Consider the following 1,887-nt stretch of genomic DNA (forward strand, 5'->3'; position numbering starts at 1 on the left):
TTTAAGAATTCGGTACAGAAGACTCTTCTCTTTTGGCTTCTTGCGCTTCTTGAGATTATCTACAATCTTGGTCGGATTGCTTGGAGCCTTCGCGTTGAACAGATTGAAAAAAGCTTTGGTAAGCTCAGTCATGGTGGCTTCGCGTCCTCTATCGTTCTTAACCATTCTAGTCATACGAATGTAATACACAATCTCCACCAGATCTGCCTGAGTACCCGACCAAGTCAACTTTGGATTCTTCTTGAACAACTTTACAACCTTGTTATTAATTACAACTTTCTTTATATTCATTTTAATATTCATAATCTTTTAATTTTTATTTGTTTGATAATGTTACTTGAAATTAGCGCGCAAAAAATAAGGGCATCAGAAATCTCTAATACCGAAATAATGATTGAACAAGATTCGCATCCGCACTAACGATGCGAATTAAACTTATCGGGAGAATTGGTTAATCGGGCGCCCATTGCTAAGAAGTCAGCCCAACAAATTGATCCTGGGCTTAGATAATTCATCGATGATATTGCTGACTTGGTCATTCTGATGTGCAAAGGTACTAATTTTCTAGGACCCGGCCAAATTAATACCCACAAAAAAAATAGAGAACTGGCATCACTGCTTGTTCTCTTTTGATTGTCTAAAAACTTTAATGGTTTTTTGAACCGAAACCTTATGCCATCACGGCATTTATATAGGTTTTACTATCTATTATGAAAAACTACTATTATGAAAAACTACTACTTGCTGTCACTGCAGTCAATTAAAGCTAATTATTTTTCGGGCACAAAATTACGCAAATTTTGAAAAACTTCCAAATTTCTATAGTATTTTTTTGCATTAAAATTGTATTTTTTACAAAACAAAAAAGAGAACGAGCATCACTGCTGGTTCTCCTTGTTTTTATCTAACCTAAGATAAAAAGACTGAATATCATGTACTTATGCCATCACGGCATTAAAAATCAACCATAAACCAAAACTAATATTTAATGAACAATTGTTTAGCCTCCATGCCATCACGGCATTGATCGGCTATATGAAAAACTTATTTTATTGGCTGCAAAGGTACACATTTCTCACGACCTGACCAAATATAAATAGGTTTTTATTTGGGACAAACAAAAAATAGAGCTGCATAAGCAACTCTTTTTAAATTGGGTAGTGTCGATATAGTCTTGCCCTCTCGGGATTCTGCCCGGATAGTCAAAAGCGAACTTTTGACGCTGCAAAGATAAGAAATGTTTTAATAAGTTCCAAATATTTTAGAGAAAAAATGCACTTTACACTAAAACAAAAAGAGAACGAGCATCACTGCCGGTTCTCCTGAAAAACAAATTAATTAATAAACCCGAGTAGGGGTTTTAATATGAAAATTAACTAACTAACTGCCGCTGCAGTAACCACTACAAAAATTTAACTAATCAACCAAGCCCCATGCTATCACAGCATTCATTGGACTTCATTATTTCCTTAACCGGGCACAAAGGTACACATTTCCCACAACCTGACCAAATATAAATAGGTATTTATTTGGCTAATTCAATGATTTTGCTTACTTTTGCAGGCCGGATAACAAAGTAATAACACTTAATATTAAAAAACAATGAACAAGAAACAAAAATCAGAGAAACTTATCGAGGCTGATAAACTGTATGAACAACTCAAGAATAAACATAAGGAATTCTTCGATAAGGTCGGAAATAAAAGAATGTGTGACTTTTCTATAGAAGAGCTTAGGTATGCTTTTGAAGTAGTCTATCCAGATATACCAGAGCTCTTAGGAAAGGATAAGGAAGAATCAAAATAAAGCTTCGTTTAAACAAAAAAGGCTCGCATCACTGCGAGCCTTAGATACCATAACTAATTTATAATAAACTATTTCTTTTGA

At 34.3% G+C, this 1,887-nt stretch carries 2 protein-coding genes; one reads left to right on the top strand and one right to left on the bottom strand.

The genetic code is table 11. The annotated features are described in order from the left end of the window. Window positions 1-303: RteC domain-containing protein (locus ACJROP_RS01400; protein ID WP_406533718.1), on the bottom strand; the 303-nt coding region annotated here is incomplete at its 3' end. A 1,299-nt stretch (window positions 304-1,602) separates the two neighbouring features. On the opposite strand from ACJROP_RS01400, the gene ACJROP_RS01405 reads away from it, so the two are divergent. Continuing rightward, window positions 1,603-1,806: a hypothetical protein gene (locus ACJROP_RS01405; protein WP_406533719.1), complete on the top strand. Its 204-nt coding sequence runs from the start codon at window positions 1,603-1,605 to the stop codon at window positions 1,804-1,806. The last annotated feature ends 81 nt before the right edge of the window (window positions 1,807-1,887 follow it).

Origin of the sequence: Methanobrevibacter sp. (assembly GCF_045220775.1) — an archaeon.
Lineage (GTDB): Archaea > Methanobacteriota > Methanobacteria > Methanobacteriales > Methanobacteriaceae > Methanocatella.